This window comes from Roseateles sp. P5_E8 (genome assembly GCF_054177665.1).
Map to the genome: position 1 here is coordinate 1 of NZ_JBGCUM010000002.1, position 24,544 is coordinate 24,544.

The 24,544-nt window shown below is 69.4% G+C and carries 18 protein-coding genes; 8 read left to right on the plus strand and 10 right to left on the minus strand.

Going from position 1 to position 24,544, the window contains the following annotated elements; genetic code table 11:
- The first annotated feature begins 351 nt into the window (after positions 1-351).
- The 3 genes from ACXRVZ_RS01305 (at position 352) to ACXRVZ_RS01315 (ending at position 3,676) form a co-directional block, all read left to right on the plus strand.
- Positions 352-2,856 (plus strand): ATP-binding protein, encoded by a 2,505-nt coding sequence (locus ACXRVZ_RS01305; protein ID WP_457427357.1) that lies wholly within the window; start codon positions 352-354, stop codon positions 2,854-2,856.
- A 242-nt stretch (positions 2,857-3,098) separates the two neighbouring features.
- Entirely contained in the window at positions 3,099-3,494 is a 396-nt protein-coding gene (locus tag ACXRVZ_RS01310) for a tautomerase family protein (protein ID WP_458232149.1), read from the plus strand.
- Positions 3,495-3,547: 53 nt separating this feature from the next.
- Positions 3,548-3,676, plus strand: coding sequence for a hypothetical protein (locus ACXRVZ_RS01315; RefSeq protein WP_457427361.1), 129 nt, complete (start codon positions 3,548-3,550; stop codon positions 3,674-3,676).
- A gap of 235 nt (positions 3,677-3,911) precedes the next feature.
- Here ACXRVZ_RS01315 and ACXRVZ_RS01320 read toward each other — a convergent pair whose 3' ends face one another.
- Entirely contained in the window at positions 3,912-4,319 is a 408-nt protein-coding gene (locus ACXRVZ_RS01320) for a VOC family protein (protein ID WP_457427389.1), read from the minus strand.
- Positions 4,320-4,324: 5 nt separating this feature from the next.
- On the minus strand, positions 4,325-4,837 hold the full coding sequence (locus ACXRVZ_RS01325) for a helix-turn-helix transcriptional regulator (RefSeq protein ID WP_457427362.1): 513 nt from the start codon (positions 4,835-4,837) through the stop codon (positions 4,325-4,327).
- A gap of 81 nt (positions 4,838-4,918) precedes the next feature.
- On the opposite strand from ACXRVZ_RS01325, the gene ACXRVZ_RS01330 reads away from it, so the two are divergent.
- Entirely contained in the window at positions 4,919-5,710 is a 792-nt protein-coding gene (locus ACXRVZ_RS01330) for an SDR family NAD(P)-dependent oxidoreductase (protein ID WP_457427364.1), read from the plus strand.
- 16 nt (positions 5,711-5,726) lie between these two features.
- Here ACXRVZ_RS01330 and ACXRVZ_RS01335 read toward each other — a convergent pair whose 3' ends face one another.
- Genes ACXRVZ_RS01335 through ACXRVZ_RS01360 form a run of 6 tightly spaced genes read right to left on the minus strand, consistent with a single transcriptional unit; the run spans position 5,727 to position 9,455 of the window.
- Positions 5,727-6,110, minus strand: a complete 384-nt coding sequence (locus tag ACXRVZ_RS01335) for a DUF427 domain-containing protein (RefSeq protein WP_457427366.1) — start codon at positions 6,108-6,110, stop codon at positions 5,727-5,729.
- Positions 6,107-6,541, minus strand: coding sequence for a host attachment protein (locus tag ACXRVZ_RS01340; protein ID WP_457427368.1), 435 nt, complete (start codon positions 6,539-6,541; stop codon positions 6,107-6,109). The genes ACXRVZ_RS01335 and ACXRVZ_RS01340 overlap by 4 nt, the downstream gene beginning before the upstream one ends.
- A 46-nt stretch (positions 6,542-6,587) precedes the next feature.
- On the minus strand, positions 6,588-7,343 hold the full coding sequence (locus ACXRVZ_RS01345) for an amino acid ABC transporter ATP-binding protein (RefSeq protein WP_457427370.1): 756 nt from the start codon (positions 7,341-7,343) through the stop codon (positions 6,588-6,590).
- The gene (locus tag ACXRVZ_RS01350; protein WP_457427372.1) at positions 7,333-7,980 is read right to left on the minus strand and encodes an amino acid ABC transporter permease; all 648 of its coding nucleotides are present in this window, start codon (positions 7,978-7,980) and stop codon (positions 7,333-7,335) included. The genes ACXRVZ_RS01345 and ACXRVZ_RS01350 overlap by 11 nt, the downstream gene beginning before the upstream one ends.
- Positions 7,977-8,645: an amino acid ABC transporter permease gene (locus ACXRVZ_RS01355; protein ID WP_457427374.1), complete on the minus strand. Its 669-nt coding sequence runs from the start codon at positions 8,643-8,645 to the stop codon at positions 7,977-7,979. Before ACXRVZ_RS01355 ends, ACXRVZ_RS01350 begins: the two co-directional genes overlap by 4 nt.
- A gap of 18 nt (positions 8,646-8,663) precedes the next feature.
- Positions 8,664-9,455: a transporter substrate-binding domain-containing protein gene (locus ACXRVZ_RS01360; RefSeq protein ID WP_457427376.1), complete on the minus strand. Its 792-nt coding sequence runs from the start codon at positions 9,453-9,455 to the stop codon at positions 8,664-8,666.
- A gap of 206 nt (positions 9,456-9,661) precedes the next feature.
- Here ACXRVZ_RS01360 and ACXRVZ_RS01365 point away from each other — a divergent pair, with 206 nt between their 5' ends.
- Complete coding sequence (locus ACXRVZ_RS01365) at positions 9,662-10,243, plus strand: HD domain-containing protein (protein ID WP_458232150.1); 582 nt, start codon at positions 9,662-9,664, stop codon at positions 10,241-10,243.
- 22 nt (positions 10,244-10,265) lie between these two features.
- Here ACXRVZ_RS01365 and ACXRVZ_RS01370 read toward each other — a convergent pair whose 3' ends face one another.
- Together ACXRVZ_RS01370 and ACXRVZ_RS01375 are read right to left on the minus strand one after the other, a co-directional pair.
- Entirely contained in the window at positions 10,266-10,745 is a 480-nt protein-coding gene (locus ACXRVZ_RS01370; RefSeq protein WP_457427379.1) for a VOC family protein, read from the minus strand.
- A gap of 104 nt (positions 10,746-10,849) precedes the next feature.
- Positions 10,850-11,470 (minus strand): type 1 glutamine amidotransferase family protein, encoded by a 621-nt coding sequence (locus tag ACXRVZ_RS01375; RefSeq protein WP_457427381.1) that lies wholly within the window; start codon positions 11,468-11,470, stop codon positions 10,850-10,852.
- Positions 11,471-11,615: 145 nt separating this feature from the next.
- Between ACXRVZ_RS01375 and ACXRVZ_RS01380 the strand changes: the two genes are divergently transcribed.
- From ACXRVZ_RS01380 to ACXRVZ_RS01390, 3 genes are all read left to right on the plus strand, one after another.
- Positions 11,616-12,281 (plus strand): response regulator, encoded by a 666-nt coding sequence (locus ACXRVZ_RS01380; RefSeq protein ID WP_457427383.1) that lies wholly within the window; start codon positions 11,616-11,618, stop codon positions 12,279-12,281.
- Between the two features lie 135 nt (positions 12,282-12,416).
- Positions 12,417-13,751: an ATP-binding protein gene (locus ACXRVZ_RS01385; protein ID WP_458232151.1), complete on the plus strand. Its 1,335-nt coding sequence runs from the start codon at positions 12,417-12,419 to the stop codon at positions 13,749-13,751.
- Positions 13,752-13,962: 211 nt separating this feature from the next.
- Positions 13,963-24,543 (plus strand): Ig-like domain-containing protein, encoded by a 10,581-nt coding sequence (locus ACXRVZ_RS01390; RefSeq protein WP_458232152.1) that lies wholly within the window; start codon positions 13,963-13,965, stop codon positions 24,541-24,543.
- Position 24,544 lies beyond the last annotated feature (1 nt).

A 24,544-nucleotide genomic window follows, 5' to 3' on the forward strand; every position in this document is an offset into this window, starting at 1 on the left:
CGTCGATGCCGACGTTGATGCGACGAACCGGGTTCGCTACCCCACCTTGCGGATGCATGCTCATGATTGGCAACTGTTCGGGCTACACGGTTGGACAAGACGGGTGGCTGCGTTGACCATAGGCTCGGGGACGAACTTCAAGCTCCGGGGGACAACAGGTTTGGCGCAGCTACCGCGACACGGAAGGCATTCAGCGCGTGCCGCCAAATGCTTGATTGGAAAGATACAAGGGGACGGCGATGCTCGCGGGGAAGCCCCCGCTCGCACATCGCCAGGCGGGCCGGCTTGGGAGCGGCCCGGCGCTCGGCCCGCAAATTTCATGCGCACGGCTGGCAACCTGCGTACCCGGTGATGCCCCACCGCAGCCGCTGGCGCCCGAGCATCATCACGGCCGGTGCCGGCGTGCTGCTTGCCACCACGCTGCTGGCCGGCAGCGGCTACGGCCTGTGGCGCGAGCAGCGCGAGCTGACCGCCGACACCGCCGCCCGCCAGGCCCTGCTGGCGCGCGTGCTGGAAGACCACGCCCGCCGCAGCCTGGACGCCACGCAGATCGCGCTGGCCGGCCTGGCCGACGTGGCCGGCCGCAACGCGCCACCCGAGGTGCTGCAGGCCCTGCTGGAGCAGACCCAGGCCAGCCTGGGCTTCCTGCGCGGCGTGGCACTGCTGGACGAGGGCGGCCGGGTCGTCGCCGCCGCCGACCCGGCCGACCGCGGCGCCCACCTCACGCTGGCGGCGCTGCGCTTGCTCGGCCCCTGGCCGGCCGCCGGGCGTGACGTGGTGGGCGGCTTCGTCGCGGCGCGCAGCCTGGCCAGCCTGGGGCAGGACGACAGCGTCGTGCCGCCCGGCGTGGGCTTCATCCCGGTGCTGCGCAGTGCCCGTCTCCCCGATGGCCGCCCTGCCCTGCTCGTCGCGCTGCTCAACCCCGATGCACTGGCCAACTTCCAGCAGCTCACGCTGAACGACCCCCAGGCAGCCGCCGCGCTGGTCGACCTGGACGGCCGGCTGTTGGCCGCCACCAGCGGCGCCGATCACCTGCCCGGCGAGCAGCTGCCCCGGCTGCTCGCCGCCGGTGCGCCGCTGGCCGCCGTGCGCGCCGGCGGCGAACACGGCCACTGGGAGGGCCCGGGCCTGCGCGCTGCGCCCCAGCTCGGCGCCTACCGTGCGCTGCGGGCGCGGCCCTTCGTCGTGCTGGTGGAGCTGCCGCAGGCCGAGCTGCGCCGCCTGTGGCTGGCCACCGTGCGCGACCTGGGCCTGCCGGCCCTGGGCATTGCGGCGGCGCTGCTGGCGCTGTCGGGTGTAGGCGCCGCGGCGCTGCGGGCACGCGAGCGCGCGGCGCTGGCGCTGGACCACGCGCAGCGCGAGGTCGCCGAGCGCGAGCGCGAGCTGAGTGCCATCTTAGGCAGCGTGCAGGAGATGCTCTTTCGCACCGACGCCGCCGGCCGCGTGACCTTCATCAACGAAGGCTACGCGCGCCGGGCTGGCCATGCCGTAGCCCATGTGCTGGGGCGGCCACTGCACGAACTCTTTGGCGGCTCGCCCGCCGTGGCGGCGCTGTTCGACGCCTGCGATGCCGACGAAGCCAGCCCGCACAAGGTGCGCGCCGACTGGATAGGCCCCGACGACCTGGCGCGCAGCTTCGAGATCCACCTCGTGCCGCTGCGCCGCGGCGCCGGGGCGCTGGAATGGGTAGGCAGCGCCACCGACGTGAGCGGCCTGATGCGCGCCCAGGCCGAGCTGCGCGCCCAGCTCGGCCTGGCGCGCTCGCTGCTGGCCAGCAGCCCGCTGCCCATGGCCGTGATGGACGACACCAACCGCTACCTCGACGTCAACCGCGCCTGGGAGCAGTTCACCGGCCGCCGGCGTGGCCGCGTACTGGGCCGCCGCGCCGGTGCCGACGACCGCCCCGACGAGGCCTCGCTGCACGACGGCCGCGACGCCGACCTGCTGGCGCGCGGCGGCGAGCTGAACTACGAGACCGTCTGGACCAGCGCGGACGGGCGGCAGCGCGACTTGTTCGTCAGCAAGGCGACCTTCCCCGACGCCCACGGCCGGCCTATGGGCATCGTCGTCTGCTTCATGGACATCAGCGAGTTCCGCGAGGCCGAGCGCGCCACACGCGCCGCGCGCGACGCGGCGCTGCAGGCCTCGCGCGCCAAGTCCGACTTCATCGCCAACGTCAGCCACGAGCTGCGCACGCCGCTGCAATCCATCCTCGGTTTCGCCGAGATCGGCGCGCTGCGTGCCCGCCAGGAGCAGCGCCTGGCCGAGCTGTTTGCCGACGTGCACCGTGCCGGCCAGCGCATGCTCAGCCTCGTCAACGACCTGCTGGACCTCAGCAAGATCGAGCACGGCGCCGAGCCGCTGCAGCTACAGCGCCTGGACCTGCGGCCGCTCGCCGCCGAGGTGGCGCGCGAACTCGCGCCGCTGCTGGCCGCGCGCGACCTGATGCTGGACACCACGCTGGGCGACGAGGCCCTCGTCGTGCTGGGCGACTCGCTGCGCCTGCAACAGGTGCTGCGCAACCTGCTGGCCAACGCCATCCGCTTCTCGCCCCAGGGCGGGCGCATCGAGCTGAGCGCCGGCCATGACGAGACGGGTGACGTGCGCGTGGAGGTGGCCGACCACGGCCACGGCATCCCGCCGGACGAGCTGGAGAGCATCTTCGAGGCCTTCGTGCAGTCCAGCGCCACCAAGAACGCGGCCGGCGGCACCGGCCTGGGCCTGGCCATCTGCCGGCGCATTGCCGAGGCGCATGGCGGCCGCATCCGGGCCGACAACCGGGCGGGTGGCGGCGCCGTCATTTCACTGGTGCTGCCGGCTACGCACTTCGGGGACACGGCGCAGGGGGCGCTTTGAGCGATTGCAGGCGCGGCGGGTCCGCTGGCCGTGCAGGTGGCTGGCATCATCCAGGCCCCACAGCGGCGGTTTCCGTGCGACGAGAACTTGTCACTGCGCGCCGGCGCCTTGCCAGGGATATGTTGTGGCGCAGTCTTCCTGCCTAGGCGGCGGAGGCTGTCTCCGCAGAACACGTTGGGCAACACATCAAGTCGCCCCGTGCGTTTTTGAATCTCGCTACGGCTTCATCAAAAGGGGAATGCATGCCAAGCACTGTTGTCGAGGTCCGTCATTCGTATCCACCAGATCAAGAGGTCCGCATCGTCGAGGCCGTTCACGCAGCACTGGTCAAAGGGTTCAAGATACCTGAAGAGGATCGGTGCGTTCGGCTCATAACCTACGCTCCTCATCTTTTTATCTGTTCGCCCAAGCATGAGCATCCGGAGCGCTACACAGTTGTCACCGTTACGGCGTTTTCTGGTCGTTCGCTGGAGGCCAAACRCAATCTCTACCAGGGCATCGTTGAGGGGCTGGAGGAACTTGGCATTCCTCGCTCTCACGTGAAAATCATCCTCAACGAGGTACCCAAGGAAAATTGGGGGCTACGTGGCGGAAAGCCAGCCTCTGAAATCGAGCTTGGCTTCAAGGTCGAGGTGTAGTCGGCGACGACCTGCTGGACACCTACAAAGACCTCAAGGCGGGGAACAAACTCGTGGAACAAGATCGTGTCGCGGGCGCGCTTTGGCACTGGTCCTTCATGTACCGAATCCGCTGGGGCAAGCACGCAGTGGGTGCGCTTTCCGCCCTGTACGCCGAGCTGCGGCGCGACGATGCGGTCTGACTTTTCATTGCAGCCGGCTGGAGTTGGTCTGCATTTGATTCACAAGATTGCAACTCGCCACTGACTGAACCGCGGCGGCGGCGAAGTCATCTCGCCGCTGCTGCCGGCCACGCACCTCGACGACACGACGCCTGTGGCGCCGTAGAAGGCTTGCTCGCAGGCCCCGCTCGGTGAACTTAACCGGCGCCTGTGCTGGTTCACGCGGCACCAGCCCGGTGCCGCGCGCGGTGCGCTTTCAGCCGCGCGACTGGATCAGCTTCCAACCGTTGCCGGCCGGGTCGCGAAAGCCCGCATCCACCGAACCGTAGCGTTCGACCGGTTCCTGTGTGAACTCCACGCCCTTCGCCGCCCACTGCGCGTGCATGGCGCGGCAGTCGCTCACCGCCAGCACCAGCGGCGGCATGGCGCCCTTGGCCACCAGCGCACGCAGTTGCTGCGCCGTCGCTGCGTCCTGCATGGGTGCGCCGGGCACGAAGAGGCCGAGCTGGAAGGACGGCTGCTCGGGGTGCTGCACGGTCAGCCAGCGGTAGTCGCCGTTGCGCACGTCGGTGTGAATGCGAAAACCGAGCTTGCCGACGTAGAACTCGAGCGCTTCGTCCTGGTTGTCGACGTACACGCCCACCACTTCAATACCCTGATTCATGGAATTCATGGAACCTCCTTGGTTGCCTTGGAAGAGGTGCGTTTTGTACCGTCGCCCTCCTGGCGGCGCTTCTCCGAAACTGCGGTTGTGAGGCCCGGCCGGTGCGCGGCCTGCACATGGCAGGCGGGCACGAGGGCCAGGCTGTGGTGGCTGGTGCGCCAGCGCTCGCGGTGGGCGCCGGGGCTTTCGCCCGTCACGTCGCGAAAGGTGCGGCCAAAGGTGCCCAGGCTGCCCCAGCCGGTCAGGAAGGCGATGTCGGTGATGGGCAGGTCGGTGTCGCGCAGCAGGGCCGTGGCGCGCTCGATGCGGCGCGTCAGCAGGTAGCGGTGCGGCGGCAGACCGAAGGCGTCCTTGAACGAGCGCGCGAAGTGGGCCTGCGACACGCCGCTGACGCTGGCCAGCCGCTCGACGGGCCAGGCTTCGTCGGAAGCCGCGTCCATGCGGTCCTTGGCGCGCAGCAGGCGGCGCAGCAGGCGCGGGTCCTGGCTGGGTGGTGGGGTGGCGGGCGGCTGGGTCATGGCGGCAGGATTCTCCCTGCGCGTGCCGGGGCGTTCCGCATCGGCTACACCAACGCCCTCACTCGTCATGAAAGGTTTCCCATGGACCTGCAACTCGAAGGCCGCCTCGCGCTGGTATCCGGCAGCACGGCCGGCATCGGCCATGCTATTGCCCAGTCTCTGGCCGCCGAAGGTGCGCGCGTCATCGTCAACGGCCGCACGCAGGCGGCGGTGGATGCCGCCGTCGCGGCCATCAACGCGGCCACGGGCGGGCAAGTGATCGGCTTTGCCGGCGACCTGAGCCAGGCCGACGTGGCCGAGGCGCTTGTGCACCAGCACCCGGGCATAGAGATCCTCGTCAACAACCTGGGCATCTTCGAGCCCAAGGCCTTCGAGGACATCCCCGACGCCGACTGGCTGCGCTTCTTCGACGTCAACGTGCTCAGCGGCGTGCGCCTGGCGCGGCTGGTGCTGCCGACGATGAAGCGCGTCAACTGGGGCCGCATCATCTTCATCTCCAGCGAGAGCGCCGTGCAGATCCCGGCGGAGATGATTCACTACGGCATGACGAAGACGGCGCAGCTCGCCGTGTCGCGCGGCCTGGCCGAATCGCTGGCGGGCACGGGCATCACCGTCAACAGCGTGCTGCCCGGCCCGACACGCTCGCGAGGCGTCAACGACTTCGTCGAGCAGCTGGCCAGCGCCGAGGGCAAGAGCTTTGCCGAGTTCGAGACCGAGTTCTTCGAGAAGGTGCGGCCCACGTCGCTGATCAAGCGCTTCGGCACGCCCGACGAGGTGGCCTCGCTGGTGACCTATGTGGCCAGCCCGCTCGCGTCGGCCACCACCGGCGCGGCGCTGCGCGTGGATGGCGGCACGACGAAGAGCGCGTTCTGACGTCGCGCCGGCCCGCTCAGGCCGCTTCTCTGAACGTGATGCCGGGGTGCTTCTCGTCGTAGAAGGCCATGCGGCCAGCCAGGGCGGCGTGCTCGTCGTAGGGCGCCTCGTAGGACCAGACGGCGTCCTTCAGCTGACGGCCGCCCTGCGTCACGCTGTAGTAGCTGGCATCGCCCTTGAAGGGGCAATGCGTCCGGGTGTCGCTGGGCGTCAGCTGGTCGACCTTGACGGACTCGCGCGGGAAATACAAGCGCGGCGGCGCACCGGTCTCGTCGACGCGGATGACGTCGTCGGACTCGGCGACGACCTGGCCGTCAATGAGGGCACTGACCTTGTGCGCCAGCCGCGTCTCGGCGACGGTGTGCTCGGGGTGTTCGCGGTGGCCGGGCGACTTGCTCACGACAGCCCCCTGGCCAGGTTGGGAATGCGCCGTGTCAGATCGGCGAGGCTTTCCTGCACGACGTCCTTGTCCTGTTCGCTGGCGACGGCCGCCGTCACGTTCGCGCTGAAGGCCTTGCGCAGATAGCCCAGCAGCCGCGGCGCGGCGATGACGTGCAAGCTTTCGCAACGCCGCTGCTGCAGGCACTGCGCCAGCCGTTCGGCAATGCGTGCGGCAAAGGCTTGTGCATGCTGGTGGCGCTCGGAGTCCGCGGCCGACACAGTGGCGCCACCGGCGCGGCGGCCATGCGCGTCATGGCGCATCTCGGCCTCGCGGGCGTGGGCGTCAGGGTCGGTCAGCTCCTCCACGGGCACGAGGTCGCCGCCCTCGTCGGGCTGTTCCAGGATGCGGGCAATGGCCTCGTCGGCCACCAGGGTCCAGGTCGTCTTCATCGGGCATTCCTTTCATGAAGGGAATACCCACGGGCAAGCGACGCGCCTAGTCGTGCAGCGACGACAGGAACTGTTTCAGCTCCGGCGTGCGCGGCGCGCTGAACAGCTCGGCCGGCGGGCCGATCTCGTGCACGCGGCCCTGGTGCATGAAGATGACGCGATCCGCCACCTTGCGGGCAAAGCTCATCTCGTGCGTGACCATCAGCAGCGTCATGCCCTCTTCGGCCAGGCTCTCGACGACGCGCAGCACCTCGCCCACCAGTTCGGGGTCCAGCGCCGACGTGATCTCGTCGCACAGAAGCACGGCCGGCTCCATCGCCAGCGCGCGGGCGATGGCCACGCGCTGCTGCTGGCCGCCGGAGAGCTGGTCGGGCATGGCGTTGAACTTCTCGGCCAGGCCCACGCGGCTGAGCAGCTTGGCCGCCTGCTGGGCGGCGTCGTTGTGGGCGCGCTTCTTCACCAGCGTGGGCGCCAGCATGACGTTGCGGCCCACGCTCAGGTGCGGGAAGAGGTTGAAGCCCTGGAAGATCATGCCGACCTGCTGACGCAGCTCGCGCATGGCCATGGCGCTTTCGTAGAGCAGCGGCTTGCCGTTGACGGCCAGCGCGCCGTCCTGGAACTGCTCGAGCCCGTTCACGCAGCGCAGCAGCGTGCTCTTGCCGGAGCCGCTCTTGCCGATGATGGCAATGACCTCGCCGCGCTTCACATCCAGGTCGATGCCCTTGAGCACCTCGTTTGCTCCGTAGGACTTGCGCAGCGCGGTGATGCGGACGATGGGATCGGCGTGGACTTCAGCGGCCATGGAGCTTGCCTTCCAGATGATGAGCGTAGAGGCTGATGGGGAAGCAAAGCGCGAAATACAGCAGCGCCACGCAGCCGAAGACAAGGAAGGGCTTGAAGCTGGCGTTGGCGATCATGCTGCCGGCCTTGGTCAGCTCGATGAAGCCGATGACCGACGCGAGGGCCGTGCCCTTGATGACCTGCACCAGGAAGCCCACCGTCGGTGCGATGGCGAGCTTCAACGCCTGCGGCAGGATGACGTGGCGCAGCTGCTCGCCGAAGCTCATGGCCAGGCTGCGCGCGGCCTCCCACTGGCCACGCGGCACGGCCTCCACGCAGCCACGCCAGATCTCGACGAGATAGGCGCTGGTGTAGAGCGTCAGCGCCAGCGCCGCAGCCGTCCAGGCCGACACCTCCAGCCCGAGCAGCGCCAGGCCGAAGTAGGCCAGGAACAGCTGCATCAGCAGCGGCGTGCCCTGGAAGAGCTGCACGTACAGCGAGATCAGTCGGCGCGTGCGCGAACCCAGGCCGAGGCGCAGCGTCAGCATCAGCCCGCCCACCAGGCCGCCGCCGACGAAGGCGATGGCCGATAACGCCACCGTCCAGCGTAGCGCCAGCAGCAGGTTGCGGACGATGTCCCAGAGAGTGAACTCGATCATGACGACCGCCTGCCGAAGATGAAGCGTGGCCCGGCCCACATCAGCAGGTGGCGCGCGGCGATGGACAGCGCCAGGTAGGCCAGCGTGGCGATGATGAAGGCCTCGAAGGCGCGGAAGTTGCGGCTCTGGATCAGGTTGGCCGCGTAGCTCAGCTCCTCGGTCGAGATCTGCCCGCACACCGCCGAGCCGAGCATGACGATGATGATCTGGCTCGTCAGCGCCGGCCACACGCGCTGGAAGGCCGGCGGCAGCACGACGCGCATGAAGACCTGCACGGGGCTGAGCGCCAGGCTCTGTGCCGCCTCCCACTGGCCGCGCGGCGTGGCCTGGATGCCGGAGCGCAGGATCTCGGTGCCATAGGCGCCGAGGTTGAGCGTCATGGCGATCAGCGACGCCGCCTCGGGCGACAGCTTCACGCCCGCCGCCGGCAGGCCGAAGAAGATGAAGAACAGCTGCACGATGAAGGGCGTGTTGCGCAGCAGCTCAACATAGGCGCCCAGCACCCGCCGCAGCCACGCCGGCCCGCTGGCGCGCGACCAGGCGCCCAGCGTGGCGATGATGAGGCCCAGCGGCGTGGCGATGAGCGTCAGGCCCAGCGTCCACGCCAGGCCCTTGAGCAGCAGCGGCCATTCGGCCAGCACTGCGCCAAAGTCAAAGCTGATCATGGCGGTGCGCGCCGTCGATCAGAGCGGCAGGTCGCCAGTGCTGCGGCCGAGCCACTTCTTGGACAGCGCCTCCAGCTCGCCCGCCGCCTTGGCCGCCGCGATGATGGCGTTGACCTTGGCCAGCAGCGCGTCCTCGCCCTTGGCCACGCCGACATAGCAGGGGCTGTCCTTCAGCAGCAGCTTGTATTCGGTGTTCAGGCCCGGGTTGCGCTGCATCAGGTTGCCGGCGACGGCGGCGCTGGTGGCCAGCAGCTGGGTCTGGCCGGCGGCAAAGGCGGCAATCGTGGCATTGTTGTCCTCGAAGCGCTTGTATTCCAGCGTGGCCGGCGCGACCTTGGCCAGTTCCTGGTCTTCCATCGCGCCGCGCGTGACGGCGACGCTCTTGCCGCCCAGGTCGGCCCAGCTCTTGATGTTCAGTGCCTTGGCCGCGAACACCGCCTGGAAGAAGGGCGCATAGGCCGCGCTGAAGTTGATGACCTTCTCGCGGTCCGGGTTCTTGCCCAGCGTGGAGATGACGAGGTCGGCCTTCTTCGTCTGCAGGTAGGCGATGCGGTTGGCGCTGGTCACCGGCACCAGTTCGGCCTTGACGCCCAGCTTGGCAGCAATCAGCTGCGCCATCGCCACATCCAGGCCCTGCGGCGCCATGTCGGGGCCGACGAAGCCGTAGGGCGGGTAGTCGGTCGGCACGGCGATCTTGATCGTCTTGCTCTTGGTGATCGAGTCCAGCGCGGTCTGGGCCTGGGCGCCGACGGCCAGCAACGCAAGGGCGGCACCCAGCAGCAGGCGGCGGGAAGAAGAAGGCGATGTCATGGAAAGTCTCCTGTGGGCAACGGGGGCTGCCGCAGCGCCGTCCGCAGCTTCCGTGCCAGCGCTCGCGCCGGACGCGCCCGCTAGGCGCACAAGGCTGGGCCGCCTGACGGGCCGGCTCGGTTCACGCAGCACCAGCACAGTGCCCGATGTGACAGCCGCGCACCGCCAGGCGGCACAGAATCAATTCAGCTTTTTTCGGAGCCTCCATGAACGACCGCGCCAGCTTCACCCGCATGGACGCCAGCACCCGCGAGGACTGGCAGCTGATCGTGCCCGAGGCCATGAAGATGGCGCGCAGCCTGCCCGACCGCGTGCTCGACCACCTGCGCCTGCTGGACGGCGACTTCGGCGGCTTCCCCGTCGACCGCCTCACGCACTGCCTGCAAACCGCCACCCTTGCCCACCAGGACGGCCGCGACGAGGAATACGTCTGCTGCGCGCTGCTGCACGACATCGGCGATACCCTGGGCAGCTTCAACCACCCCGACATCGCCGCAGCCATCCTCAAGCCCTTCGTGACCGCGGCCAACCTGTGGATGGTGCAGCAGCACGGCATCTTCCAGGGCTACAACTTCTTTCACCACATCGGCCTGGACCGCGACATGCGCGAGCAGTTCCGCAGCCACCCGCATTTCGCGCACACGGCCGAATTCGTCGAGCGCTACGACAACCCGGCCTTCGACCCCGCCGCCGAGGCGCTGCCGCTGGCCTTCTTCGAGCCCATGCTGCGCCGGCTGATGGCCCAGCCGCGGCAATCCGTCTACAAGGCGGCGATGGCCAAGGCCTGAGGCGGCGCCGGCAGTCGGTCGGTCAACCCTTGCGCGCCGCCTCGATGGCGGCGATGTCGATCTTCTTCATCGTCATCATGGCCTCGAAGGCACGCTTGGCGGCGGCGCGATCAGGGTCGGTGAAGGCCTCGGTCAACGCGCGCGGCGTGATCTGCCACGACAAGCCCCAACGGTCCCTGCACCAGCCGCACTGGCTCTCCTCGCCGCCGTTGCCGACGATTGCCGCCCACAGCCGGTCGGTCTCGGCCTGGTCATCCGTCGCGATCTGGAAGGAGAAGGCTTCGCTGTGCTTGAACAGCGGGCCACCGTTGAGGCCGATGCAGGGGATGCCGCAGACGGTGAAGTCGACCGTCAGCACATTGCCCTGCTTGCCATCCGGGTAGTCGCCCGGCGCGCGGTAGACCGTGCCGACGCTGCTGTCGGGGAAGGTCTTGGCGTAGAAGTTGGCGGCGGCTTCGGCGTCGCCGTCGTACCAGAGGCAGATGGTGTTCTTGGCGCTCATGCATTGCTCCTTCAAAAGGGAGTGGAAAGCTTAGGCTGAATGACCAGTTGCGGGCAACGCACATCGGGATTGCCGAGCTCGCGCCGCGCGCGACACACGGCGGCTCAGGCGCTCGCCCGCATGAACGCCTCGAAGTACTTTGCGTCGCCTGTCTTGTACAGGCCGTACCAGGCGGCCAGCACGTCGTCGGCATAGACGTCCAACACAGTGAACACCTCGCGGGCGAACTCCAGCGGGCGCATAGCCGGCGCGGTGATGAGATTGCCCGACCTCACCACCGGCTTCTCGCGATAGAAAGCCTCGCCCGCGTAGCCGGTGGCCACGAGGTAGCCCTTGGAGTTGCTCGTGTGTGGCACGTCGTCCAGCAAGCCGGCGCGCGCCAGGCCGGCCGTGGCGCCGCAGATGGCGGCCACCGGCGTGCCGGCGGCGAGGAAGTCGCCCGCCAGCTCTGCGGCTTGTCTGTTCTTCTTCCGGTCCCAGGCAGCGCCGCCGGGCAGCACCAGCATCGCGCTCTTGGCCGGCGCGAGCTTGTCCAGCGTCAGGTCGGGCAGCACGCGCAGGCCTCCCGCCGTCTTGACGGGCTCGTCAGACGCGCCCACGGTCCTGACCCTGAACCGGCCGGGCTCCTTCTGGCCCACGGAGCTGTTGATGCCGGCAGTGAGGTAGCCGTATTCCCAGTCCGACATCGTGTCGAAAACGAAGAGGTGAACCGTCTGCTTCTTCATGAGGAGGCATTCTGTGGACCTCTCCACCCTGCCGCACGGCTTTTCCGCAACGAGGCGTTTCCCAAATGACGCGCGGCGCTTGGCGGCCCCTGTCGATCCAGTCGCCACAATCCGCTGTCGCGTCCACACCCGCCCAAACACCTTCATGCGCCTGCTGCTCGTAGAAGACGACCCCATGATCGGCGAGAGCCTGCGCGAGGCGCTGCGCCGCCAGGGCTTTGCGGCCGACTGGGTGCGCGACGGCCAGGCCGCCGACGCGGTACTGGCCAGCAGCGAGCGCTTCGATGCCGTGCTGCTGGACCTGGGCCTGCCCAAGCGCGACGGCGTGGCCGTGCTGCGGGCCATGCGCGCACGCGGCGACGCCACCCCGGTCATCGTGCTGACGGCGCGCGACGCGCTGACCGACAAGGTCACGGGGCTGGACGCCGGCGCGGACGACTACCTCGTCAAGCCCTTTGAGCTGGACGAATTGCTGGCCCGGCTGCGCGCCCTCGCCCGCCGCCAGAGCGGCCGCGCCGACACGGCCCTGGCCGTGGCCGACCTGCGCCTGGACCCGGCCACGCGCGAGGTCACGCGCGGCGGGCGCCCCGTGCTGCTGTCCGCCCGCGAGTTCGCGCTGCTGCAGGCACTGCTGGAGCGGCCCGGCGCCATCGTCTCGCGCGCCCAGCTGGAGGACCGCCTCTACGGCTGGGGCGAGGAGCTGGAGAGCAACGCCATCAGCGTCTACATGCACCAGCTGCGCAAGAAGCTGGGGCCCGACCTACTGCACACCGTGCGCGGGCTCGGCTACTACGCCGGCCTGGAGAAATGAGGCCCCTCGTCCAAGGAGTACCTTGGCCGGTCCCCCGCGGGGACGGCGATGCTTGCGGCATTGAGCCGCGCGCACATCGCCAGACGGGCCGGCTTGGGAACGGCCCGGCGCTCGGCCCGAACAATTCAACACGCCATGGTTAAGCAGTTACTGTCCACGCTGCGCGGCCGCCTGTTCGCGCTGCTCGCCGTGCTGGGCGCCGTGACAGCACTGGCCGTGGCCGGCGCCACCTACATCAGCGTGCGCGCCGAGGCCGACCAGCTGTTCGACTACCAGCTGCGCCAGACCGCGCTGTCGCTGCGCGACCAGGGCCAGGTCGCGCCCGACGAGGCCGCGGCGCTGGCCGACCCGAGCTTCGACTACGTCGTGCAAATCTGGTCGCTGCAAGGCCTGGAGCTGTATTCCAGCCGCCCCCAGGGCATGACCGAGCCGCTGCCGGCGCGCGCGGTGCTGGGCTACTCCAACCTGCGCCTGGGCGGGCAGGACTGGCGCGTTTTCAGCGCCGCCACGCCGCTGCGCGTGGTGCAGGTGGCGCAGCCGCTGGCCGTGCGGCAGAAGCTCGCCGCACTGGCCGCGCTGCGCAGCGTGGTGCCGGTGGCCGTGGCCCTGCCGCTGGTGGCGTGGGCGGTTTGGTGGCTGATCGGCATCTCGCTGGCGCCGCTGGCGCGCGTCACCCGGGCTGCGCAGGCGGGTGGCGCAAATGCCTTGCAGGCCCTGCCCACGGCCGGCCTGCCCGGCGAGGTGGCGCCGCTGGTGGACGMCTTCAACGGCCTGCTGGGCCGGCTGGCCGAGGCCTTCGACACTCAGCGCAGCTTTGTCGCCGACGCCGCCCACGAGCTGCGCACGCCGCTGACGGCGCTGAAGCTGCAGCTGGGCCTGCTGCGCGACTCGGCGCCCGGCGAGCAACAGGACGCGGCAATCGCGCGGCTGCGCGGCGGCATCGACCGCGCGGTGCACCTTGTCGAGCAGCTGCTCGCGCTGGCCCGCGCCGAGCCGGGTGCCCAAGCCGCCACGCTGCCGCTGGACCTCGCCGACCTGGCCCGCCAGGCGGTGGCCGACGTGCAGCCGCTGGCTGACAAGGCCGGCGTGACGCTCACGCTCACCGCGCCTGACCCTCTGCCACTGGCCGGCGACCCGCAAGCGCTGCGCGGCGCATTGCGCAACCTCATCGACAACGCGGTGAAGTACGGTGCCCGAACCGTTCAAGTGAGCGCACTGCATGGCCCGCGCGGCGCGCCGCTGATGCGCGTGGACGACGACGGCCCCGGCATCCCGGCCGACCAGCGCGAGCGCGTCTTCGACCGCTTCCAGCGCGGCGAAACAAGCGTGGACGTGGCCGGCAGCGGCCTGGGCCTGGCCATCGTGCGCGCGGCGGCGCGGCAGCAGGGGGCGAGCGTGCAGCTGGGCGATTCGCCGCTGGGCGGGCTGCGCGCCGAGATCGCCTGGGCAGCGTGCCCGCAGCAGCCCTGATCGGCCCGCAGCCATCCCTGGCGAAAACGAGCATTAGTGGCGCTTTTCCCCGCCAAGGCCGGCCTACCCAGGATTGAGAATGACCGGTCAGCCTGGCGGCACCACCCTCAGCGCAGAGAAGCGGCAGGGTGGATCCGGGCGATCAAGTAGCTGGTTAGACCAGCGGCCACGCGGCGTAGCCCGTGGCAAGAACGACAGGTGGGAGCGAGACATGGCGAATTGGTTCAAGCAGCGCACGGCGCGTCAAGCGAAGTCCGTCCAGCAGCAGGTCGACACGCCCCGGCGCACGCCGCTCATGATGAGCCTGGAGCCACGCATCATGTTCGACGCGGCCCTGGCGGCCACGGTCATCGACGTCAAGCCACCGGTTGACGACGCTGCGGCCCATGCGGCCGAGCCCGTCGCCGTCGAGGCGGTGCCGCCCGCCACGCAGGCCGGCGGGCGCCATGAGATCGTCTTCGTGGACAGCGCCGTCGAGGGCTGGCAATCCCTGGTGGCCGGCCTGGGCCCCGCCGCCGAGGTGGTGATGATCGGCGCCGGCCAGGACGGCCTGCAGGTGATGGCAGACACGCTGGCAGGGCGCAGCGGCATTGACGCCGTCCATGTGCTGAGCCACGGCGACGTGGGCCAGATCCAGCTGGGCAGCACTGTGCTGGACAGCGCGGCCATCACCGCGCAGGCCGACACGCTGGCGCGCATCGGCGCCGCGATGTCCGCCAACGGCGACATCCTGCTCTACGGCTGCCTCACGGGCGCCGATGGCGGCGGCAGGGCCTTCCTGCAATCGCTGGCCTCGGCGACGGGCGCCGACGTGGCCGCCTCCACCGACATGACCGGCGCCGCAGCCAAGGGTGGCGACTGGGTGCTGGAAGCCGTGCAAGGCACGGTCGAGACCGTCGCGCTGCAAATCCCCGACTTCAACGGGCTGTTGACGGCCTTCAACGTACTGTTCAACAGCGACCCGGGCGCTGGCGGGGGTGCCACTTCCTTCACCACGCTGCTGGGCGGAGTGAACTACACCTTCGCCTTCAGCCAGGTCGATGGCGACGGCGGGGACCTGGCCTTTGACCCAGGCAACGGCTCAGGCGGCAGCAGTTCGATCAGCATGTTGTCCGGGCTCGCCAACCCTGGCTCCACCGAGAAAGTCACCATCACCCGCGCCGGCGGGACCGCCTTCACCTTCACGAGCATCTACATCGACACAGGGCCAGGCAGCGGCGGGGTCAACGTTCGCGGCTACCTCGGCGGCGTCGGCATGGGCAGCGTCCAGTCGTTGGGACCGGGCACCTCAGGCACGCTGAGCTTCGGCGACATTCGGGTCGACGAAATCCGCATCACGTCCACGGACTTCTTCGGCGCCAACTTCGACAACCTCGTCGGCGACACCGCCCCGCCCAACCCGACGATCACCAGCGCGACCTACGACGCCGCCACCGGCGTGCTCAGCGTCACCGGCACCGGCTTGGTCGCGAGCGACACGATCGATGTCAGCAAACTCGCGATCACCGGCGAGGGCGGCGCCTACACGCTGACCAGCGCCAACGTCGCGGCCAGCAGCGCCACAGCCTTCTCGGTCACCCTGAACGCGGCGGACAAGCAAGCGGTCAACGGGATCCTGAACCGGAACGGCACGGCGGCCGTGGACACCACGACCTTCAACCTGTCCGCCAACACGAGCTGGAATACGTCGGTCGCCTCGACGTCGGACAACACCAACGCCATCACCGTCAGCAACGTCAGCGCCCCGACGATCACCTCGGCGAGCTACGACGGCAGCACGCACGTGCTGACAGTCACCGGCACGAACCTGGTGAAGTCGATCGGCGCGACCAACGACATCACCGCCAACAAGCTGACGATCACCGGCCAGGGTGGCGTTACGCGCACATTGAGCACGACGAGCAACGTCGAGATCACCGGCCCCACCAGCTTCTCGGTGACGCTGGCGGGCGCCGACATCGCCGCCGTGGACCAGCTGTTGAACAAGAACGGCGCCAGCTCGCTGGGCGGCACGACCTTCAACCTGGCCGCCGCCGACGACTGGAACAGCGTCATCACCGGCGGCAATATCGCCGACCTCACCGGCAATGGCATCACGGTCTCCAATGCCGCACCGATCATCAACAGCGCCAGCTACGACGCGGCGACCGGGGTGCTCAGTGTCAGCGCCGCCAACATCGTCGGCGGCGACACCATCGACGTGAGCAAGCTCTCGGTCACCGGCCAGGGCGGCTCCTACACGTTGACCTCGGCGAGCGTGACGGCCAGCAGTGCCACGGCCTTCAGCGTCATTCTGAACGGGGCCGACAAGCGGGCCATCAACGGCATCCTGAACCAGGACGGCACCAGCGCGGTAGACACCACCATCTTCAACCTGGCCGCCGCCGCCAACTGGGATCAGACGACCACTTCGTCCGCCGACCTGACCGGCAACGGCGTCACGGTCAGCAATGTCAGCGCGCCGACGCTCACCTCGGCCACCTTCGACGCCAGCACCGGCGTGCTCACCGTCACCGGCACCAACCTGGTCCAGACCGTCGGCGCGACCAATGACGTCACCGTCTCGGCGCTGACGCTGGCGGGCGAAGGCGGCACGACACGCACGCTCAGCACCACCGGCAACGTCGAGGTCACCAGCGCCACCAGCTTCTCGGTCACGCTCACCGGCGCGGACCTCGCGGTCGTGCAGTCGCTCTTCAACAAGAACGGCACGAGCTCGACGGGCGGCACAAGCTACACCCTGGCTGCCGCCGACGACTGGAACAGCGTCGTCACCGGCGGCAATATCGCCGACCTGAGCGGCAACGGCATCACCGTCAGCAATGTGGCCGTGCCAGCGATCACCAGCGCCGTCTACAACGCCAGTACCGGCGTACTGACCGTGACGGGCTCGGGCTTCAGCCAGCTGAGCGGCGCCACCAACGACATCGTCGCCAACAAGCTGTCGCTGGTCGGCGAGGGCGGCAGCAGCTACACGCTGATCAACACGGCCAACGTCGAGATCACGTCCGCCACCAGCTTCACCGTGACCCTGAGCGCGACGGACAGGTTGGGCGCCAATCTGACAATGAACAAGAACGGCACCAGCTCCACCAGCGTCAACACCTACAACCTGGCCGCCGCCGAGGACTGGAACGCCGGCGCCGACGCGGCCGTCGTGATCGCCGACCTGACCGGCAATGGCGTGACCACGACCAACGTGGTCGCACCCACGGTCACCAGCGCCACCTACAACGTGGCCACCGGCGTGCTCACCGTCACCGGCAACAACTTCCTGACGCTGACCGGCGCCACCAACGACATCACGGCCAACCGCATCCGCTTTCTCGGCCAGGGCGCTTTCAACTACACGCTGACCAACACGCCCAACGTCGATATCACGTCGAACACCAGCTTCACGATGACGATGAGTGCCAACGACAAGGCCGCGCTGGCCCTGCGGCTGAACAAGAACGGCACCAGCTCGACCGACACCACCACCTACAACATCGGCATGCTGGAGGACTGGAACGCGGGGGCAGCCGTTGCCGTGGTCATCGCCGACCTGTTCGGCAACCCCATCACCGTCAGCGGCAACAACACCGCACCCAGCTTCACCAGCCTGAACGGCGACACGGTGGCCTGGGCCGGCGTGGGCAACACGGTCAAGCTGGACGTTGCCGGCAACGCCGTGCTGGCGGACGTCGATTTCGGCGCCCTCAATGGCGGCAACGGCGACTGGGCCGGCGCCACGCTGAGCGTGCAGCGCCAGGTCGGTGCCGCCAGCGCCGACACCTTCGGCTTCGACACCGCCACGCTGAGCGGCCAGGGCATCACCGTCAGCGGCGCCAACCTGGAGTCCGGCGGCCTGACCTTCGCCACCTTCACCAACAGTGGTGGCGTGCTGGCCATCTCGGCCACCAGCAGCGGCACGGCGGCCTCGACGGCGCTGATGCAGACCCTGCTGCGCAACATCAGCTATCGCAACGACACGCCCAGCGGCGACACGACGCTGCGCTACACCCTCAGCGACGGCGTTGCCAGCACCACCGCGGACGTGACGGTCACCAGCGACACGATCTACGTCACCACCGTCGCCGACACCGCCAGCATCGACCTGACGAACGGCGTGAGCTTCAGCGAGGCCGTGGCCATCGCCGCGGCCGACGTCACCGGCAGCCAGACCCTGGTGTTCGGCAGCAACTTCGGCGGCATGACCCTGACGCTGGCCGGCAACCTGTCCCTCGCCGAGAGCCTGACGGTCATCGGCGACAACGCGACCGGCATGAACTTCGCCGGCAGCACCATCACGCTGGGCTCCGGCACGACGCTGACCATCAGCCAGGGCGCCAGCGCCCAGATGACGATAGACAGCGCCCTGGACGGCGCGGGCGCGCTGACGCTGACCGGCGGCGGCACCGTGACGCTGACCGCCACCAACACCTACACCGGCGCCACGACGGTCAACGACGGCACGCTGGTGCTGAGCGGCGGCGCGGCGCTGGCCGACGGCAATGCCGTCACCGTGGCCTCGGCGGGATCGCTGACGCTCAGCAACAGCGACGAATCCATCGGCTCGCTGGCCGGTGCCGGCCTGGCCAGGCTCAACAGCTACAGGCTGACCACGGGCGGCGACAACAGCAGCACCAGCTTCTCGGGCCAATTCATCGGCAACAGCAGCAGCATCTTCGTCAAGACCGGCAGCGGCACGATGACGCTGAGCAACACCGGCAACGAAGCCACGCTGAGCGGCAATGTCGAGATCACCGGCGGCACGCTGTCGGTCTCCGATGACGACCAGCTGAACGCCGGCATGGTCACGATCAACGGCGGCACGCTGGCCATCACCGCCGCGACGGCGATTGACAACGACATCGCGCTGGCCGCGGGCAGCTCCTTCATCCACAACAGCGCCGACGTGACACTGAGCGGCGTCCTCGGCGGGGCCGGCCTGGTCAAGAGCGGCGCGGGCAGGCTGACGCTCACTGGCAACAACGTCTACACCGGCGGCACCACGGTCAACGCCGGCGGGCTCTCGGTGGCCGCCGACGCCAACCTCGGTGGCGGCGCGCTGAGCTTCTCGACCGGCACCACGTTCACCATCACCGGCGCGACGACGATAGACAACGACATCGCCGTCAACTTCATCCAGCTGAGCAACTCGGCAGCCGTCACGCTGAGCGGCAACATCACCGGCGCCGAAATCTTCGACAAGTACGGCACGGGCACGCTGACGCTGGCCGGCGCCACCATGAGTGCGGCCGGCACGCTGGACATCTACGCCGGCACGGTGATGCTGGCGGGCGACCTGACCGGGCTGACCGGCCTGGTGGTGCAGAACGGCGGCACGCTGGCCGGCGCAGGCACGGTGACGGCCCCCGGCGGCTTCATCGTGCGCAACGGCGGCACGCTGGCGCCTGCCGGCACGGGCAGCGCCGGCACGCTCAACATCGACGCCGACCTCACCATGGAGGCGGGCAGCACGCTGGCCCTGGACATCAACGGCACGACCGCCGGCAGCGGCTACGACCAGATCGTCGTCACCGGCGGCGCAGACATCAGTGGCGCCACGCTGGCCGTCACGCACGGCTACGCCGCGACCAACGGCGACAACTACACGATGCTGCTCAAGAGCGGCGCCAACCCCGTCACCGGCACTTTCAGCGGCATCAGCGAAGGCGCCACGATCAATGCCGGCGGCAACAGCACCAAGCTCGTGGCCAGCTACATCGGCGGCACCGGCAACGACTTCACGCTGACCGCAGACGTCGCCCCGACCATCACCGCCATCACCGCGCTGGAGACCAACGACACCTACGGCGTCGGCAACATCATCACCATCAAGGTGGACTTCAGCGAAGCCGTCTTCCTCAGCACCGGCGCGCTCGCACTGACGCTGGAAACCGGCACCACCGACCGCCAGGCCACCTACTTCAACGGCAGCGGCGGCACCAGCCTCTACTTCCACTACACGGTGCAGGAAGGCGACAGCGCCGCCGACCTGGACTACATCAGCAGCGGCGCCTTCGCGCTGAACGGCGACACCGCCCAGTCCGCCTCATTCGCCGATGCCGTGCTGACCCTGCCCACGCCGGGCGCGGCCGGCTCCATCGCCGCGAGCAAGGACATCGTCATCGACGGCGTGCGGCCCACGGCCAGCGTCGTCGTGGCCGACACCGCGCTGGCGGCCGGCGAGACCTCGCTGGTCACTATCACCTTCAGCGAGGTGGTCAACAGCTTCACGCTGGCCGATCTCACGGCCCAGAACGGCACGCTGAGCAATCTGGCGACCAGCGACGACATCACCTGGACCGCGACCTTCACGCCCACGGCCGGCACGAACGACACAACGAACGTCATCACGCTGGACGTCTACGGCGTGCGCGACTACGCCTTCAACGACGGCGCCAGCACGGCCACGTCCAACAACTACGCCATCGACGCCGCGCGCCCCACAGCCAGCATCGTCGTTGCCGACACGGCGCTGGCCGCAGGCGAAACCTCGTTGGTCACCATCACCTTCAGCGAGGCAGTGACCGGCCTCACGACGGTCGACCTCACGGTCGCCAACGGCACGGTCAGCGGCCTGGCCTCCGGTGACGGCGGCATCACCTGGACGGCCACGCTGACGCCCACCGCCAGCTTGACTGACACCACCAACCTGATCACGCTGGACAACGCCGGCGTGCAGGACGCCGCCAGCAACACCGGCTTGGGCACCACCGATTCCAATAACTACGCCATCGACACCGCGCGGCCCACGGCCAGCATCGTCGTCGCCGACACGGCCCTGGCCGCCGGCGAAACGTCGGGCGTGACCATCACCTTCAGCGAGGCGGTGAGCGGCCTGACGACGGCCGACTTCACCGTGGCCAACGGCAGCTTGAGCGGCCTGGCGAGCGGCGACGGCATCACCTGGACCGCCACGCTGACGCCCACCGCCAGCCTCACCGACACGACCAACCTCATCACGCTGGACAACACCGGCGTGCAGGACGCGGCCGGCAACACCGGCACGGGCACGACGGACTCCAACAACTACGCCATCGACACCGCGCGGCCCACCGCCAGCATCGTCGTGGCCGACACGGCGCTGAGCGTGGGCGAGACCTCGGCCGTGACCATCACCTTCAGCGAAGCGGTGAGCGGCCTGACGGCGGCCGACTTCACGGTCGCCAACGGCAACTTGACTGGCCTGGCGAGCGGTGACGGCATCACCTGGACCGCCACGCTGACGCCCACCGCCAGCATCACGGACACGACCAACCTCATCACGCTGGACAACACCGGTGTGCAGGACGCCGCCGGCAACACGGGCACGGGCACGACCGACTCCAACAACTACGCCATCGACACCGCCCGGCCGACGGCCAGCATCGTCGTGGCCGACACGGCGCTGAGCGTGGGCGAGACCTCGGCCGTCACCATCACCTTCAGCGAGGCCGTCAGCGGCTTCACCACGGCCGACCTCACGGTGGCCAACGGCACGGTCACCGGCCTGACCTCCGGCGACGGCATCACCTGGACCGCCACGCTGACGCCCGCGGCCAGCCTCACCGACACGAGCAACCTCATCACGCTGGCCAACACCGGCGTGCAGGACGCAGCCGGCAACACCGGCAGCGGCACGACCGATTCCAACAACTACGCCATCGACACCGTGCGGCCCACGGCCAGCATCGTCGTCGCCGACACGGCGCTGAGCGTGGGCGAGACCTCGGCCGTCACCATCACGTTCAGCGAAGCGGTGAGCGGCCTGGCGGCGGATGACTTCAGCGTCGCCAACGGCACGCTGGGCGGCATCGCCAGCAGCGACGGCGGCATCACCTGGACGGCCACGCTGACGCCCACCGCCAGCATCACGGATACGACGAACCTCATCACACTGACCAACACCGGTGTGCAGGACGCCGCCGGCAACACGGGCACGGGCGCGACCACGTCGAACAACTACGCCATCGACACGGCGCGGCCCACAGCCGGCATCGTCGTCGCCGACACGGCACTGAGCGTGGGCGAGACCTCGGCCGTCACCATCACCTTCAGCGAGGCGGTGAGCGGCCTGACGACGGCCGACTTCACGGTCGCCAACGGCGTGCTCAGCGGCTTGAGCAGCAGCGACGGCGGCGTCACCTGGACGGCCACGCTGACACCCACCGCCAACCTTACTGACACGACCAACCTGATCACGCTGGACAACACCGGCGTGCTCGACGCCGCCGGCAATACCGGCGCCGGCACGACCGATTCCAACAACTACGCCATCGACACCGCGCGCCCCACAGCCAGCATCGTCGTGGCGGACACCGCCCTGTCCGTCGGCGAGACTTCCCTGGTGACCATCACCTTCAGCGAGGCGGTCAGCGGCTTCACGACGGCCGACCTCTCCGTCGAGAACGGCACGGTGGCCGGCCTCGCCAGCAGTGACGGCGGCATCACCTGGACCGCCACGCTGACGCCCACCGCCAACGTCACCGACACGACCAACCTAATCACGCTGGACAACACCGGCGTGCTCGATGCCGCCGGCAACACCGGCGCGGGCTCGACGGACTCCAACAACTACGCCATCGACACCGTGCGGCCCACGGCCAGCATCGTCGTGGCCGACACGGCGCTGGCCGTCGGCGAAACCTCGCTCGTCACCATCACCTTCAGCGAGGCCGTCAGCGGCTTCACGACGGCCGACCTCACCGTCGCCAACGGTACGGTGACCGGCCTGGCCAGCAGCGACGGCGGCATCACCTGGACGGCCACGCTGACGCCGACGGCAAGCGTCACAGCCACGGCCAACCTCGTCACGCTGGCCAACACCGGCGTGCAGGACGCCGCCGGCAACACCGGCAGCGGCACGACCGACTCCAACAACTACGCCATCGACACCGCGCGCCCCACAGCCAGCATCGTCGTGGCCGACACCGCGCTGGCAATCGGCGAGACCTCGCTGGTGACCATCACCTTCAGCGAGGCCGTCAGCGGCTTCACGACGGCTGACCTCACCATCGCCAACGGCACGGTCAGCGGCCTGGCCAGCAGCGATGGCGGCATCACCTGGACGGCCACGTTCACGCCCACCGCCGGCATCACGGCCGCAGCCAACGTCATCACGCTGGCCAACATCGGCGTGCAGGATGCCGCCGGCAACACCGGCGCGGGCACGACCGCCTCAGCCAACTACGCCATCGACACTGCCAGACCCACGGCCAGCATCGTCGTGGCCGACGCGGCCCTGGCCGCCGGCGAGACCTCGGGGGTCACGATCACCTTCAGCGAGGCGGTGAGCGGCTTCACGACGGCCGACCTCGCGGTCGCCAACGGCACGGTCAGCGGCCTGGCCAGCAGCGACGGCGGCATCACCTGGACGGCCTCGCTGACGCCGACGGCAAGCGTTACGGACACAACCAACCTCATCACGCTGGCCAACAGCGGCGTGCAGGACGCCGCCGGCAACACCGGCAGCGGCACGACCGACTCCAACAACTACGCCATCGACACCGCGCGCCCCACAGCCAGCATCGTCGTGGCCGACACCGCGCTGGCAATCGGCGAGACCTCGCTGGTGACCATCACCTTCAGCGAAGCGGTGAGCGGCCTGACGGCGGCCGACTTCACGGTGGCCAACGGCACGCTCAGCGGCATCGCCAGCAGCGACGGCGGCATCACCTGGACGGCCACGCTGACACCCACCGCCAGCATCACGGACACGACCAACCTCATCATGCTGGCCAACACCGGCGTGCAGGACGCGGCCGGCAATTCCGGCACTGGCACGACCGACTCCAACAACTACGCCATCGACACCGCAAGGCCGACCGCCACGCTGACACTGCTGGACGCCCCCGGCGCCGCCGCCGACACGCTGGTCTACGAGCTGCGCGGCTCGGAGGCGCTGACCCATGTGGATGCCACCGACTTCGCGCTGCTGGCCACCGGCGGCGCCGAGGGCAGCATCACCAGCGTGACGCGCGTCGACGACAGCACCTGGCGCATCACCGTCACCAACGTGAACGGCGCCGGCTCGCTGGCGCTGCAGCTCAAGGCCACCGGCGGCGACATCGCCGACGCCGCTGGCAACACGCTGGCCCCGCCGGTGCTGGGCGACACCCACGCGGTCGACACGCTGGCCGTGGTCGCCCCGCCTCTGCCGCCGGAGCCCATGCCGCCCGCGCCGCCACCGGCGCCGGTGCCACCGCCCATCACGCCGCCCATCGTGCTGCCCTCGGTCGCGCTGCCGGTCGACGTGCCGGCGCCGAGCGCCATCGGAACGGCCATCCTCCCCGGCCCGGACGCGCGGCTGCCGCAGCCGGATTTCGGATCCCGCGCCACGACCGGCAGCCCGCTCAGGTCGGTGCCGGACGTGGGCGACTTCAGCGCCGTCAGTGGCGCGGCGATCAACATCCAGCTGCCCGCCAACACCTTCACCACCTCCGGCGCCGACGGCGGCAACGCAGCGCTGAACTACATCGCCAGGCAGTCGAACGGCCAGCCCCTGCCCAGCTGGCTGAGGTTCGACCCCGTTACCGGCCGCTTCGAGGGCACGCCACCGGCCGGCGTCACCCTGAAGCTGAGCATCGAGGTGACGGCCCGCGACAGCCAGGGCCGCCAGGCCACCACCCACCTCGACTTGGACATCCGGCCGGCCGCCGCGCGGCCGGCGCCGGCGAGCCCGCCCGCGCGCGACGGCCAGCAGTCGCTGGGCCGCCCGGCGCTGGACCAGCAGTTCCGCAACGCCGCGCTCAAGGGCCAGGGCACGCAGCTGGCGCGCCATCTGCAGGCCGCCGCCGTCCGGGCGACTCCATCGAACAACAGCTGAT